The sequence below is a fragment of the Nonomuraea sp. NPDC001699 genome (genome assembly GCF_053596455.1).
The window spans coordinates 1-12,670 of record NZ_JBSFGF010000041.1 but is presented as its reverse complement, the minus strand read 5'-3'; the positions used below and the strand labels follow the sequence as shown (position 1 = coordinate 12,670).

At 74.9% G+C, this 12,670-nt stretch carries 13 protein-coding genes; 6 read left to right on the top strand and 7 right to left on the bottom strand.

Annotated elements, in window-relative coordinates:
• The first annotated feature begins 8 nt into the window (after positions 1-8).
• The 3 genes from cseB (at position 9) to ACWCSU_RS50170 (ending at position 2,956) form a co-directional block, all read left to right on the top strand.
• Positions 9-695: a two-component system response regulator CseB gene (gene cseB, locus ACWCSU_RS50180; RefSeq protein WP_364102212.1), complete on the top strand. Its 687-nt coding sequence runs from the start codon at positions 9-11 to the stop codon at positions 693-695.
• The gene (locus ACWCSU_RS50175) at positions 692-1,891 is read left to right on the top strand and encodes a sensor histidine kinase (protein WP_449944147.1); all 1,200 of its coding nucleotides are present in this window, start codon (positions 692-694) and stop codon (positions 1,889-1,891) included. The genes cseB and ACWCSU_RS50175 overlap by 4 nt, the downstream gene beginning before the upstream one ends.
• 153 nt (positions 1,892-2,044) lie before the next feature.
• Complete coding sequence (locus ACWCSU_RS50170; protein WP_357708693.1) at positions 2,045-2,956, top strand: D-alanyl-D-alanine carboxypeptidase family protein; 912 nt, start codon at positions 2,045-2,047, stop codon at positions 2,954-2,956.
• On the opposite strand, the gene ACWCSU_RS50165 is transcribed toward ACWCSU_RS50170, so the two are convergent.
• Positions 2,925-3,533, bottom strand: coding sequence for a TetR/AcrR family transcriptional regulator (locus tag ACWCSU_RS50165; protein ID WP_357708690.1), 609 nt, complete (start codon positions 3,531-3,533; stop codon positions 2,925-2,927). The genes ACWCSU_RS50170 and ACWCSU_RS50165 overlap by 32 nt on opposite strands.
• Before the next feature lie 73 nt (positions 3,534-3,606).
• Between ACWCSU_RS50165 and ACWCSU_RS50160 the strand changes: the two genes are divergently transcribed.
• Both ACWCSU_RS50160 and ACWCSU_RS50155 read left to right on the top strand, forming a co-directional pair.
• Positions 3,607-4,794 carry a cytochrome P450 gene (locus ACWCSU_RS50160; protein WP_449944144.1) on the top strand — a complete coding sequence of 396 codons (1,188 nt, stop codon included), beginning with the start codon at positions 3,607-3,609 and terminating at the stop codon, positions 4,792-4,794.
• A 75-nt stretch (positions 4,795-4,869) separates the two neighbouring features.
• Entirely contained in the window at positions 4,870-5,307 is a 438-nt protein-coding gene (locus ACWCSU_RS50155; protein WP_449944142.1) for a VOC family protein, read from the top strand.
• Positions 5,308-5,324: 17 nt separating this feature from the next.
• Here ACWCSU_RS50155 and ACWCSU_RS50150 read toward each other — a convergent pair whose 3' ends face one another.
• From ACWCSU_RS50150 to ACWCSU_RS50125, 6 genes are all read right to left on the bottom strand, one after another.
• Positions 5,325-6,548, bottom strand: coding sequence for a beta-ketoacyl-[acyl-carrier-protein] synthase family protein (locus ACWCSU_RS50150; RefSeq protein ID WP_449944139.1), 1,224 nt, complete (start codon positions 6,546-6,548; stop codon positions 5,325-5,327).
• On the bottom strand, positions 6,548-6,799 hold the full coding sequence (locus tag ACWCSU_RS50145; protein ID WP_357708679.1) for an acyl carrier protein: 252 nt from the start codon (positions 6,797-6,799) through the stop codon (positions 6,548-6,550). Before ACWCSU_RS50145 ends, ACWCSU_RS50150 begins: the two co-directional genes overlap by 1 nt.
• 90 nt (positions 6,800-6,889) lie before the next feature.
• The gene (locus ACWCSU_RS50140) at positions 6,890-7,744 is read right to left on the bottom strand and encodes a lysophospholipid acyltransferase family protein (RefSeq protein WP_449944135.1); all 855 of its coding nucleotides are present in this window, start codon (positions 7,742-7,744) and stop codon (positions 6,890-6,892) included.
• Entirely contained in the window at positions 7,744-10,071 is a 2,328-nt protein-coding gene (locus ACWCSU_RS50135) for an MMPL family transporter (RefSeq protein WP_449944132.1), read from the bottom strand. Before ACWCSU_RS50135 ends, ACWCSU_RS50140 begins: the two co-directional genes overlap by 1 nt.
• Positions 10,072-10,148: 77 nt before the next feature.
• Positions 10,149-11,120 (bottom strand): lysophospholipid acyltransferase family protein, encoded by a 972-nt coding sequence (locus ACWCSU_RS50130; RefSeq protein WP_357708672.1) that lies wholly within the window; start codon positions 11,118-11,120, stop codon positions 10,149-10,151.
• A gap of 40 nt (positions 11,121-11,160) precedes the next feature.
• Positions 11,161-11,454: a hypothetical protein gene (locus ACWCSU_RS50125; RefSeq protein WP_357708670.1), complete on the bottom strand. Its 294-nt coding sequence runs from the start codon at positions 11,452-11,454 to the stop codon at positions 11,161-11,163.
• A gap of 190 nt (positions 11,455-11,644) precedes the next feature.
• Here ACWCSU_RS50125 and ACWCSU_RS50120 point away from each other — a divergent pair, with 190 nt between their 5' ends.
• Entirely contained in the window at positions 11,645-12,532 is an 888-nt protein-coding gene (locus ACWCSU_RS50120; RefSeq protein WP_449944128.1) for a phosphotransferase enzyme family protein, read from the top strand.
• Positions 12,533-12,670 lie beyond the last annotated feature (138 nt).

Below are 12,670 nucleotides of genomic sequence, written 5' to 3'. Positions count from 1 at the left end.
GCGATTTCATGACATCCCTGCTGCTCGTCGAGGACGACACCGTGATCCGCACGTCGCTGGGCATGGCCCTGGAACGTTACGGCTATCAGGTGACCACGGCCGCCGACGGGCTCGACGGGCTGGAGGCAGCCCGCACCGGCGACCACGACCTGCTGCTGCTGGACGTGATGCTGCCCGGCCTGGACGGCATCAGCGTGTGCCGCAGCATCAGGGAGACCAGCCAGGTGCCGATCCTGATGATGTCGGCCCGCGGCGACGGGCTGGACATCGTCGCCGGGCTGGAGGGCGGCGCCGACGACTATGTGGTCAAACCGGTCGACCTGCCGGTGCTGGTGGCCCGGATCCGGTCGCTGCTGCGCCGGGCCACCTTCGCCCGTACGCCGGCCGCCGAGGCGGGGGCGGGCCAGGCCGTGCTGGAGTTCGGCGAGCTGAGCGTCGACACCGGCGCGCTGGAGGTGCGGCGGTCCGGCCGGCGCGTCGAGCTGTCGCCGACCGAGCTGCGGCTGCTGCTGGAGTTCGCCGCCCATCCCGGCATCGTCCTGGAACGGGCGACGCTGCTGCGCAACGTGTGGGACTACGGATGGGACGGCGACAGCCGCGTGGTCGACCTGTGCGTGCAGCGGCTGCGCAGGAAGATCGGCACCGAGCGCATCGAGACCGTGCGCGGGTTCGGCTACAAGCTGGCCGTCACGTGAACCCGGCCTCGCTGCGCTGGAAGATCGCCGCTCTCGTCACGCTCGCCGCGACCGTCGTCGCCGCCGTGGTCGGGCTGCTGGTGCACCGGGCGACCTGGCAGCAGGCGCTCGACATGGGCCGGGCGCGGGCCGAGGTGGCCCTGGACGAGACGCTGGCCTCCGGGAGCGCCGAGGACGTGGTGCCCGTCGACGAGCTCCCCGACGAGCTGGCCGGCCTGCTGCGGCCCGGCCGCCGGGTGGTCTGGTACGGGCTCGACCACCGGGACGAGCCGTGGGTGTGGGCGGTCCAGCCGTACGGCGGCGACGGCGCCGAGGTGGTGAGCGTGCAGATCTCGATGGGCTCCGACGTGCGCGGCCTCCAGGCGCTCGACCGGAACATGGCCAAGGCCGGGCTGCTCGCCCTGGCCGGGGTGGTGCCGGTGTCGATGCTGGCGGCCGAGCTCCCCAACCGGCGGCTGCGGCGGGTCGCGCGCACCGCCCGCCGGATCGCCGGGGGCGACCTCGCGGCCCGTACGGGGGCGCGCGGCCGGGACGAGATCGCCCGCATCTCCGCCGCCGTGGACTCCATGGCGGCGAGCCTCCAGCACCGGCTGCTGGCCGAGCAGCGCTTCACCGCCGACGTCGCGCACGACCTGCGCACCCCGCTGATGGGCCTGGTCGCCGTGGTCGAGCTGCTGGACGAGGGCGAGGTCACCGACCTGGTACGCGACCGGGTGCGGGTGCTGCGGACGCTGGTGGAGGACCTGCTGGAGGTGTCCCGGCTGGACGCGGGCGCCGAGGTCGCCGAGCGGGTCCGGGTTCCCCTGGCCGCGCTGGCCGGGGAGTCGGCGGCCCGGGTGGGGGTCGAGGCGCGGGTGCTGTCCGACGGTGACCCGGTGGCCGGGACCGACCCGCGGCGCCTGGACCGGATCCTCGCCAACCTCGTGCTCAACGCCCACCGGCACGGCGCGGCGCCGGTGGAGATCACGGTCGGCGACCGCGTGATCGAGGTGCGCGACCGGGGGCCCGGGTTCCCGCCGGAGCTGCTGGCCGACGGGCCGCGCCGGTTCCGTACGGGGGCCGCCGAGCGGGGCCGCGGTCACGGCCTGGGGCTGACGATCGCGCTGGGCCAGGCGCGGGTCATCGGCGCCGAGCTGACCCTGGCCAACGCCCCGGACGGTGGCGCGGTCGCCGTCGTCCGCCTCCCGGCGGATTGACGCCGGCCGCGGACCATCGACGCCGGGCCGACGCGCGGATCTTTGACGCCGGGCCGATGCGCGGATCTTTGATGCCGGGCTGATACACGGCCGAGCGCGGGTGGATGCGCGGCCACGGCCGGACGGACACGCGCGCCACGCACGCTGTCCGGTATGCGACGTTCCTTGATGTTTCTGCTGCTGGCGGGCGTGCTGTCGGGCTGTTCCGGCGCCCCCTCGGTCACCGGGGACGCGTCCCTGCCGTGGCCGTCCGAGGGGCAGGCGGCGGTCGAGGTGGAGGACGTGGGCAGCCTCGGCGTCAGCGGCGACCCGCGGCCGGTGCCGATCGCCAGCGTGACGAAGGTGATGACCGCGTACGTGATCCTGCGCCGCCACCCGCTCCGGCCCGGCGACGACGGCCCCCTGATCACCGTGGACCGCACGGCGGCCGAGGAGTCGTTCTCCCGGCTGGAGTCCACCGTGCCGCTCACGCAGGGCCGGACCGTGCCGCTGCGGCGGCTGCTGGAGCTGATGATGGTGCCCTCGGGCAACAACGTGGCCCGGCTGCTGGCCCGCTGGGACTCCGGCTCCCAGGAGCGCTTCGTGGCCCGGATGAACGCCGCGGCACGGCGTCTGGGCATGACGGGCAGCACGTACACGGGGGCCAGCGGCAACGAGGACACCACCGTCAGCACCGCCGCCGACCAGCTCAGGCTGGCCAGGGAGGCGATGCGCGACCCGGTGCTGCGGGCGGTGGTGGCGCAGACCGACACCTCCGTCCCGGGTGACGCCAGGCGGCTGCACAACACCAACACGCTGCTGAACAGGCACGGCGTCATCGGCATCAAGACCGGCTCGGGCACGGCCGCGGGCGGCAACCTGATGTGGGCCTCCCGCGTACGGGGTCACCTGGTGCTGGGCGTGATCCTCGGCCAGGCCGCGCACACCGACCCGGCCTCCGCCAAGGCCGCGGCGCTGGAGGCGGGCGGCCGGATGAGCGCGGCGGTCGAGCGGTGGCTGCTCGACCGGCCCGCGACCGGCGGGCAGGCTCAGGTCACGGACGGTCCAGGCTCGACAGGCCGTTGACGGCGACCTCGATCCCGCGCCGCCCGGCGGCCAGGACGTCGTCGTCGGAGCCGCCCTGCTGCTGGGCGACCAGCCCGGCCACGGCCAGCGCGCCCATGAAGCCGCCGACCGCCGCCCCCGCCTCCACCGGGTCCAGCTCCGGGCAGACCTCGCACAACGCCCAGGCCAGCCGGGGCTGGGTCTCCATCATGAGCGTCAGCCCGCGGGCGCGCAGCGCGGGCTCGGTGACCATCAGCCGCGCCCGCAGCGGCGACAGCGCGAAGTCGAGCTCGTCGTCGGCGGCCAGGCTGCGCACCAGGGCCTCGAACATCCGGCTCAGCAGCTCCCCCAGCGGCTCCCCCGGCCGCCGGCCGGCGATCACCTCCAGCATGGCCCGCTCGCGATCCTCGGCCTGGAGGAAGAGCACGTCCTCCTTGCTCGCGAAGTACGCGAAGAAGGTGCGGGGTGCCACGTCGGCGGCGGCGGCGATGTCGGCGACGGTGGTCTGCTCGTACCCCCGCTCGGCGAACAGCCGGACGGCGGCCTCCAGCAGCGCGCGGCGGGTGCGGGCCTTCTTGCGTTCGCGATGACCTTCCACGGCGCCACCCTACTGCATGCCCTGCTTTTATGCATAGGTTGCAATTTCGCAGCCTCTGCGCTTTTCTGGGGACATGGACATCCTTCAGAGCCTGCCGCTCGAACGCGAGGACCCGTTCGAGCCGCCCGCGGAACTGCCCCGGCTGCACGGCCCGCTGCACCCGATGATCTACGCCGACGGCCGCCCCGGCTGGCTGGTCACCGGCCACGCCGAGGCCCGCGCGGTGCTCGACGACCCGCGCTTCAGCAACACCTCCCAGGGCGCCGCGCCGCCGATCAAGGAGCTGGCGCCGCCCGAGGGCCTGGCCGACCTGGTGATCCCGCCGGGCTTCTTCATCGCCATGGACGACCCCGAGCACGCCCGCTACCGCAAGCTGCTCACGGGCCGGTTCAGCATGCGCAGGATGCGGCTGCTGGAGCCCAGGATCCAGGAGATCATCGACGGCCGGCTCGACGAGATGGACCGCGCGGGAGCGCCGGCGGACCTGGTGAGCGCGTTCGCGCTGCCGATCCCGTCGCTGGTGATCTGCGAGCTGCTCGGCGTCCCGTACGGGGAGCGCTCGCGCTTCCAGGACACCACCGCGCGGGCGGTGAACCTGGACAACATCGCCGAGGAGCGCGGCGCGGCGGGCGCCGAGCTGATGGGCTACCTGTCGGAGCTGGTCTCCCGCAAGCGGGCCGAGCCCGGCCAGGATCTGCTCAGCGAGCTGGTCTCCGGCGGCGAGCTGAACCACGAGGAGCTGACCGGGGTGGCCACCCTGCTGCTGACCGCCGGTCACGAGACCACCGCGAACATGCTGGGCCTGGGCACGTTCCTGCTCCTGTGCCGTCCCGAGCAGGCCGAGCTGGTGCGCACCGACCCCGGCGTCGCGGCGACCGCCGTCGAGGAGCTGATGCGCTACCTCAGCATCGTGCACATCGGCCCGATCCGGGTCGCCAGGGCCGACGTGCCGCTCGCCGGACGGACGATCAGGGCCGGGGAGACCGTGACCCTCTCCCTCCCGGCCGTCAACCGCGACCCGGCCCGCTTCCCCGACCCCCACCGCTTCGACGTCACCCGCGAGGCCGGGCAGCAGCTCGGCTTCGGCCACGGCATCCACCAGTGCCTGGGCCAGCAGCTCGCCCGGCTGGAGATGCGGCTGGCCTACCCGGCGCTGCTGCGCCGCTTCCCCGGTCTGCGGCTGGCCGTGCCCGCCGGGGAGGTGCCGATGCGGCCGCGCGCCACCATCTACGGTGTGGCCGCCCTGCCGGTCACCTGGTGAACCCGCCGCCGCGTTTGAGCCGCCGCCGTCCCGTGCAGAGAGCATGACGACGAGACGATCACGGGAGGCGCGCGCATGGCCGGTCGGGACGGCGGGATCAGGTTGTGTCAGGTGGTGCTCGACTGCACCGACGCCAGGGCGCTGGCGGAGTTCTACCGGTCCCTGCTGGACCTGGTCTACCGGCCCGGCGACGAGCCGCCCGAGGCGGGGGCCGACGACGAGCGCGGCCGCGACTGGCTCGTGCTGAGAACCGCGGACGGCGCCCCACGACTCGCCTTCCAGCAGGTCGAGACGTTCCCGGAGGCGACCTGGCCGGACCCGCGGGTGCCCCAGCAGCTCCACCTGGACCTGACCGTGTCGTCCGTCGAGAGCCTGCTGGAGCAGCACGAACGCGTCCTGCGCCTGGGCGGCCGACTGCTGCTGGACCGGATCGACGACGACGAGGAGCCCCTGCGGGTCTACGCCGACCCGGCCGGCCATCCGTTCTGCGTGTTCGTCTCCGCGCGGGGATGACCGTCCGGCGGGAGCGGTCAGGGCGCGGGTGAGAAGACCAGCGTGGCGTTGTGGCCGCCGAAGCCGAACGAGTTCGACATCACCGGCCCCCTCGCGATCGGGCGGGGCACGGGTGAGGCGTCGATGTCGCAGCGCGGGTCGAGCCGCTCCAGGTTGGCGGTCGGCGGCGCGGTGCACTCGGCGATCGCCAGCACGCACGCCACCGCCTCGATCGCCCCGGACGCGCCGAGGGCGTGGCCGGTCACCCCCTTGGTCGCGCTCACCGGCACGGCGGCGGGCCCGAAGACGCGGCCGATCGCCTGCGCCTCGGCCAGGTCGTTCAGCTCGGTCCCGGTGCCGTGGGCGTTGACGTGCACGATGTCCTCGGGCGCGAGACCGGCGTCGGCGAGCGCGGCGTCCATGCACCTGCGGGCGCCCTCGCCGCCGGGCGCGGGGGCCGTCAGGTCGTGGGCGTCGCTGGTGCGGCCGTAGCCGGACACCTCGGCGTGGACGCGGGCCCCGCGGCGCACGGCCTCGTCGAGGCGTTCCAGCACGACGAAGGCGGCCCCCTCGGCCAGCACGAACCCGTCGCGGTCGGCCTCGAACGGGCGGCAGGCGGCCTCGGGGTCGTCGTTGCGGGCGGACAGGGCGCGGCACCGGCTGAAGCCGTGCAGCATGCCCGGGGTGACGTTGGCGTCCCCCGCGCCGGCCACGACCAGGTCGGCCGAGCCGTCGCGGATCAGCCGGACGCCCTCGCCGATCGCGTGCGCCCCGGAGGCGCAGGCGGTGACCACGGACATGCTCGGCCCGCGGATCTCGTACCGCATGCCGATGGCGGCGGCGCCGGCGTTGGGCATGATCTTCGGGATGAAGATCGGCGACAGGCGCAACGCCCCGGCGCCCGGCGTGTCGAGCAGCGCCGACTCGTACGTCTCGGTGCCGCAGAAGGAGCTGCCCGCCACCACCGCGCGCCGCTCGGGCGGGACCCTCGGATGGCCGGCGTCGGCCAGCGCGTCGCCCGCCGCGCACACCGCCAGCAGCGACGCCCGGTCCAGCCGCCGCGCCTGCCGGTCCGTCAGGTACGCCGACACGTCCAGGTCCGGGACCTGGCAGGCGAAGCGCACCGCCAGCGTGGACACGTCGAACGACGTGATGGTCCGTGCCGTCGAACGTCCGGCCAGCAGCGCGTTCCACAGCTCCTTGGGGCCGGCTCCGGCGGGCGTGCGCAGGCCGAGCCCGGTCACCGCGACCCGGGCTCGCATCAGCCGCCCACCGCCGTCAGGTGGCGGCGGATGACGGCGGCCATGTCGGCGACGGTCCTTACCCGCTGGAGGGTCTCGTCGGCGAAGGTGCCCCATTCGTCCTCGACGGCGGCGTACAGCTCGGCGAAGTCCAGGCTGTCGGCGTCCAGCTCCTCGCGCAGGTCGGTGTGCGGGTTGATCTGGGCCGTGCTGACGCCCAGGACCCGGGCGCAGTGGCCGCGGAGCACGTCTGTTATCTGGTCGTCGGTCATGGTGCCGTCCGTTCTCTCGGCGGATGGGTGGCGTGTCCGAGTGTGCTGCAGGAGGGCGGGCGGGTCCGGGTATGACACCTCAAATGTCGATCAAGCCGGGCCGAGGGCGTCCCTGACCCGCGACTCGGTCAGCGCGGCGAGGGCAGCCCGGTCCCCGCGCGGGCGTCCGGTGAGCTCGGGGCGTACGGGGGGCAGGAACGTCACCTCGGCCACCAGGTGCCGGGTCGCGACCACCCGCAGCAGCGAGGCCGGCAGGGAGTCCTCCCCGATCCAGGCGGCGCGGGTGGAGGGCGCGCCGCCTTCGCGGTAGCGCAGCGCCACCGGCCGCACGGTCGCGCCCGCCTCGACGGCGGCCTGGAACAGGGCCGGGTGGAAGGCCCCCATGGCCCGTCCGCACCAGGTGGTGCCCTCGGGGTAGGCGAGCACGGCGTCCCCGTCGCGCAGGGCGCCGGCGACGGCCGTGATCGCGGCGGGCAGCGCGGCCGGCCGGTCCTTGTCGATGAACAGGGTGCGATGGGCCGCGGCCAGCGACCGGACGAGCGGCCAGCGCCCGATCTCCCGCTTGGCGAGCTGGCGGACCGGGGTGACGGCCGCCATGATCAGCGGGTCGGCCCACGAGATGTGGTTGCTCACCAGCAGGGTGCCGTGCCCGGCCAGGACGGGGACGCCGTCCGGCACCCGCACCGTGATGCCGAGGGCGCGCACGATCAGCCTCATGGCCCCCCGCGCCAGGCGCCCGCGCAGGGGTCCGGGGCGACGGCGGAGCATCGGCGACAGCGTCAGGGCCGCCCCCAGGGCCAGCGCGCAGCCCAGCAGGCGGGCCGCCCGGCGGACCGGCCCGGCGGCGGTGACCGGCGGCCGGACACAGGTCTCCGGCGTGCACGGCGACACCCCCGGCCGGGACGGCGGCCGTCCGTGGAGGTGGTCCTGGGCGCGGACGGTCATCACGGTGTGCCCGCCGGCGGTCCCACGGGCTCGGCCCCCTCCGGGCCGCCCGCGGCAGTGCCCGAACCCATGCCCGGCCCCATGCCCGGACCCATGCCCGTGCCCGCGCCGACGGGGACGCGCGGCGGGTCCCCCGCCGTGCCGTCGCCGGTCCTCCGCCTGCCGAGCAGGAGCCGGGGAGCCCACCAGTTGGCGGGCCCGGCCAGGCGCATCACAGCGGGCACGAGCAGCGTGCGGATCAGCGTGCAGTCGACCAGGACGGCCACCGCGATCCCCACCCCGATCATCTTCAGCACGGCCAGCCCGGACGTCGCCACGGCGGCCATGACGACGGCGAAGATGACGGCGGCCGAGGTGAACAGCCGCCCGGTGTGCTGGAGCCCGGTGGCGACCGCGGTGACGGTGTCGCCGCGGTCGCGGTACTCCTCGGTGATGCGGGACAGCAGGAAGATCTCGTAGTCCATGGACAGGCCGAACGCGACGCAGAAGATCAGCGTGGGCATGAGGGCGTCGATGCTGCCGGTGGCGGTGAAGTCGCCGACCAGCCCGCGCAGGTGGCCGTTCTGGAAGACGTGGACCAGGGCGCCGAAGGTGGCGGTGAGGCTGAGCACGTTCATCACCAGGGCCTTGACGGCCAGCACGACGCTGCGGGTCAGCAGCGTCACCATCGCCAGGGTGGTCAGCGCGATCAGCGTCAGGGCCAGGGGCAGCGTGCCGGCGATGCTCTGCCTGACGTCGTCCAGCTCGGCGCCCGGCCCGGCGAAGAGCGCCTGGCCGGGGGCCGGGATCGCGCGCAGGCGCCGGACGAGCTCGCTGTTGGCCACCGAGTACGGCTCGTGCGCGGTGGTGACGAGCAGCCAGCTGCCCGCCTCGCCGGTGAACCGGCGGTTCGTCCCGGGGACGACGGCGGCCCCGCTGTAGGAGCCGCCGGCCGTGTCCACGCGCAGCACGCCGTCGGTGGCGGCCAGGCGCCTGGCGTAGCCGTCCAGCGGGCCGGCGGCGCCCTGGCCGGTCGGGCGCAGGTCCGGCAGCAGGATCATGGTGCCGCCGACGACCTGCTGGCCGCCGAAGTCCGCGCGCAGCGTCTGGGCCGCCAGCGCGGCGGGCGCCTGCGGCGGCAGGATGCGGTCGTCCAGAGTGCCGAAGCTGGCGCCCAGGAACGGCGCGCCCATGGCCAGCAGCAGCGCGGTGGTGGGCACGGCCACCGCCAGCGGGCGGCGCATGACGGCGACCGCCAGGCGGTACCAGGGCCCGTGCTCCACCGGCGGCGCGGACCGGCGGGCGGCGTTCCACGGGCCGGGCACGGGAAGCCGGTTGACCCGGTCGCCGAGCAGGGTCAGCACGGCCGGGAGCACCACGAGGCTGGCCACCGCCGCCATCAGGCTGATCGTCATCCCGCCCACGGCCAGCGAGCGCAGGATGGTGAACGGGAACAGCAGCAGCGCGGACATGGACAGCGCCACGGTCGCCGCCGAGCAGGCCATGGCCCGGCCGGTGGTGCGCATGGTGACGGCGATCGCCTGCGGGGCCTCCTGGCCCTGGGCGAGCTGCTCGCGGAAGCGGGTGACGATGAACAGGCTGAAGTCGACGGCCAGGGCGAAGCCCAGCGCGCTGGAGATGCTCAGCGCGAACACCGAGATCTCCATGACCTCGGTCATCAGCCGCAGCACGGCCATCGTGGCGACCACCGCCAGCGCGCCGATCAGCACCGGCAGCAGGGCGGCGACCAGGCTGCCGAACACCAGGCACAGGATGGCCAGGGTCAGCGGCGCGGCGATCAGCTCGGCGGTGCGCAGGTCGGCCTCGCTGCGGTCCTGGGCCTCGACGCGTACCTGGGCCTCGCCCGTGGCGGTCAGCGACAGGGGGCCGTAGCGGCCGTTCAGCGATTCCATGATCCGGCGGGCGGCGGCGTTGCGGGCGGCGTTGTCGCCGCTCAGGTTCGCCAGGACGACCGCCGCGCGCCCGTCGCCGCTGCGCAGCCTGGACGCGTGGCCGCGCCAGTACGAGGTGACCCGCCACACCCCCGGGTCGGCCGAGATCCGTTCGGTCAGGCGCGTCCCGGCGGCGTCGATCTCGGGGTCGTCGACCGGCCGCGCGGCGCGGGCGATCACGACCAGGTCGGCGTTGCCCACGCGGAAGGCGTCCTGCAGGATGTCGTCCGCCCGCACGGACTGTGACCCGAGCGGCACGATGTCGCCCAGCACGAGCCGATCGTGCACGTCCAGGCCGGCCACGAGCGACACGGCGAACGTCACGGCCGCGCCCCAGAGCACGACCCGTCGCGGCCACCTCCGCCCATGGCCGGACGGCGGCGAATTGCCCCACATCGGTAGTTCCTTACGTCGAGTATCGGTCGGTCGGGGCCGGTGCGCACGCGCTCCTCCGCGGCGCGGGCCCTGGATGGTCAGTCGAGGCCGGTGCGCACGCGTTCCTCGGCGGCACGGGCCAGGGCGGCCCGTCCGCGCTGCCCGCGGTCGGGCGCGGCGGGCCGCAGGGGCGCGGTGAGCCGGACCGCGGCCCGCAGCCGCCGCGTCCCGGCCACCCGGACGACGGACCCGATCACCGAGTCCTCGCCCACCCAGCTCCCGCGGCTCGACGGGCTCTCGTCCTCGTAGTAGCGCAGGACGGCCGGGCACACCGCCGCCCCGGCGTCGATCGCCGCCTGGAAGACCGCGGGCCGGAACGTGCCGACCTCGCGCCCGCAGGACGTGGTGCCCTCGGGGAAGGCGGTCACCGCCTCCCCGGCCAGCAGGGCGTCGCGGATCAGGCCCACCGCGGCGGGCAGCGTGGACAGGCGTTCCCGGTCGATGAACAGCGCCCCGCAGGCCGCGCCGAGCGTCCCGATGAGCGGCCACCGGCGCACCTCGTGCTTGGCCAGCAGGCGGCAGGGCAGCGCGGCCAGCATGACCACCGGGTCGAGCAGCGAGACGTGGTTGGCCACGACGAGCACCCCGGCCGCCGCCCGCACGGATTCCACCGGACCGGCGACCTCGACCCGGACGCCGAGCGCGCGCAACAGCAGCCTGGCCAGCGCCTGGACCGTCCTGGCCCGCAACGGCCGCGGCGCGGCGCCCATGACGAGGAAGGCCGGCACGGCGGTCAGCAGGACCAGCAGCGCGGCGCACAGCCGGGCCGCGCGGCGGGCCCGTCCGGCGGCGACGGCCTCCTCGGGCAGGCACGCGCGCACCGAGCACGGCGCCCGCACCAGCCACGGGTTGATCTCCACACGCCGGCCCACGCCGGCGAAGTGCCGCCACGTCGCGGACGCCCGCACAGACGTGACGGACGTCCCGGCGGACGGCCCGGTGGTAGGCAGGGCGGGTGGTGTGACGAGTGGTACGGCGGGCGGCGTGGCGGGCGGAGTCGGACAGGACACGCGGGACTCCCAGACGGTGATCGGCGCGGCCCGAGCGGCGCTAACGGCAGCGCAGGACGACGGCGGGCGGCAGGTTGCGCCGGATCGGCCCCGGAATGTGGACCGTTCCAAACATCTCGTGCACCTGGCGCGGAAGGGCCCGGCACGGCGGCGTGGGCCAGGCCGCGAGCATGGTGAGCGCGTCGAGCCGGGCGTCGGGCGCCGGGCGGGTCCGCGCGGCGGGCCGCGGATCGAGCTGCGCGGCGGGCAGCGGCGTTCGGATGTCCCGGTGCCGGGACGGGCGTGTATGCGGCGGATGTGAGCTTTCCGGGATTTCCTGCGACTGCACGATCATGAGCGTCCCGACTTCGGAGCGGGCTCGGCACCGGTGGGCCTGACGGCGGGGTGACAAGCGGATGATGATCCTGTTAGTGCAGGTTAAGCGCTATGCGGCCGAGAGCGCCGAATTTGCGGCACGTGTCGCCCGACCTTGCCCGACCTTGGCCGAATGCTCGACAACCCGTCCGAGCCCATAGCCTGGCGAGGTGATCTACGTGAAGACGCCCCTCACCCCCGAGATCCGCGCGGCCGCCTCCCGGGCCTGGGGCGCCGAGGGAGAGGGCGAGCGGCTGCACGGCGGGGAGGAGTCGGCCGCCTACCGCCTCGGCGACCACGTCCTGCGGGTCGGCCCGGCCGGGCGCGGGGTGGCCGAGTCGGAGTGGTGCCACGCCGTCGCCCGGCACGCCGCCGTCACGCTGCCCGAGGCGGTGGCCCCGCTGGCGACCGACGGCGGGGCGACCGTGGTCGTCGTGGACGGGCGGCCGATCTCCTGCTGGCCCTATGTCGAGGGCTCCTGGCCGGACTCCGACGTCCCGGCGCAGCGCGAGGCCGGCGCGCGGCTGCTGGCCCGGCTCCACCGCGCCCTGGCCGGTCTGCGTCCCGGCCCGCGTCCCGTGCCCGCCTTCCAGGAGTCCGGCCTGTACGGCGACCCGCACCCGGACGCCGCCGACCTGGCCGACCCCGTCCTGGACCGCTGGCTGGCCGGCTTCCACGCCGGTCATCCCGTGCGCCACCCGCTGCACGGCGACTACTACACCGGCAACACCCTGGCCAGGGACGACGGCCGGATCGTCGCGGTCCTCGACTGGGACGAGACCTTCGTCGGCGCCCCCGAACTGGAACTGGCCGCCGCCGCGCTGGAGTGGGGCGACGACCTGATCGGGCCGAGCAAGGAGTTCGTGGCCGCCTACCACGAGGAGGGCGGCACGGCGGCCCCGCTCGACGAGGAGTCGCTCGCCCAGCTCGTCCGGCACAAGCTGCGCAGGGAGTACGCCTACTTCCGCAAGGCCGCCGCGTCGGGTGTGCGGCACGACGAGGAGGACCTCGAATACCACCGGGCCCGGGTCGAGCTGTTCCACCGGCTGCGGCCCTGACGCCGGCGTCCCGGGGGCGGGACCGGCCCGCCCCCGGAGCGTCGGGATGCTCCTATTGACGTCAAGTGGGGCGATCATGATCGCTTGGTGATGATCTGGTAGAGCTCGCGGGCGATGTAGCGCTTGAGGCAGCGGATG

Coding starts and splice junctions, on each gene's coding strand:
- ACWCSU_RS50135 (WP_449944132.1), bottom strand. CDS start 10,071: ATGTGGGGCAATTCGCCGCCGTCCGGCCATGGGCGGAGGTGGCCGCGA.
- ACWCSU_RS50170 (WP_357708693.1), top strand. CDS start 2,045: ATGCGACGTTCCTTGATGTTTCTGCTGCTGGCGGGCGTGCTGTCGGGC.
- cseB (WP_364102212.1), top strand. CDS start 9: ATGACATCCCTGCTGCTCGTCGAGGACGACACCGTGATCCGCACGTCG.
- ACWCSU_RS50145 (WP_357708679.1), bottom strand. CDS start 6,799: ATGACCGACGACCAGATAACAGACGTGCTCCGCGGCCACTGCGCCCGG.
- ACWCSU_RS50125 (WP_357708670.1), bottom strand. CDS start 11,454: ATGATCGTGCAGTCGCAGGAAATCCCGGAAAGCTCACATCCGCCGCAT.
- ACWCSU_RS50150 (WP_449944139.1), bottom strand. CDS start 6,548: ATGCGAGCCCGGGTCGCGGTGACCGGGCTCGGCCTGCGCACGCCCGCC.
- ACWCSU_RS50155 (WP_449944142.1), top strand. CDS start 4,870: ATGGCCGGTCGGGACGGCGGGATCAGGTTGTGTCAGGTGGTGCTCGAC.
- ACWCSU_RS50140 (WP_449944135.1), bottom strand. CDS start 7,744: ATGACCGTCCGCGCCCAGGACCACCTCCACGGACGGCCGCCGTCCCGG.
- ACWCSU_RS50160 (WP_449944144.1), top strand. CDS start 3,607: ATGGACATCCTTCAGAGCCTGCCGCTCGAACGCGAGGACCCGTTCGAG.